Annotated in this window: 2 protein-coding genes; both read right to left on the reverse strand. The window is 49.3% G+C overall.

What is annotated here, in order from left to right:
- Nucleotides 1–475, reverse strand: a 475-nt coding sequence (locus KQJ18_RS24335) for an aromatic amino acid transport family protein (RefSeq protein WP_275945722.1), incomplete at its 3' end; no start/stop codon positions are given.
- Nucleotides 476–497: 22 nt separating this feature from the next.
- Nucleotides 498–592, reverse strand: a 95-nt coding sequence (locus tag KQJ18_RS24815) for a hypothetical protein (protein WP_253297571.1), incomplete at its 5' end; no start/stop codon positions are given.

The following is a 592-nucleotide window of genomic DNA, read 5'->3' on the forward strand; positions in this document are numbered from 1 at the left end:
GATCTTTACCAAACCAGATGACGAATGCCATCAGCAGCAACAGGAACAGCGCCACGAAGCCACGGTTCAGCGCGGGCATTTGCAGCTGGTTTTCCCAGAAGGTCATAAAGGTGTTGGTAATGGTGACGCCATAAATCCACAGCAGCGGACAAATCGCAAAGAAGTAGAGGAACGTGATTACCACGCCGCCCGTTTTACCAAAGTGCTCTTCAACCGTTTCTGTGATGTTACCGGAAGGGTTAGAACCGGAAAGACACAGGCGTGCCAGCGCACGGTGGCAATAGAAAGCGATGGGGTATGCTAACACCAGCATGATCAGAATGGGGATCAGTCCGCCAAAACCTGCGCGGATAGGGAAGAACAGCACCCCTGCGCCGATGGCTGTACCAAATAAACCCAGTGTCCAGGTGGTGTCCGATTTGCGCCAGGACGACTGCTTTGTCTGGCTGGATACAATGCTATCAGTAGTACTCATATCCTATCCTCAACGAAGTATATTAAGCGTCAACTAAACCAGTAATTTGAGATACACGAGAAAGATCGATATTACCGCCAGAAATAATGCTGACTGTTTTTCTGTTCTGGATATAGC

This window comes from Citrobacter sp. S55_ASV_140, from assembly GCF_018919505.1.
Classification (GTDB): Bacteria; Pseudomonadota; Gammaproteobacteria; order Enterobacterales; family Enterobacteriaceae; genus Citrobacter; species Citrobacter werkmanii.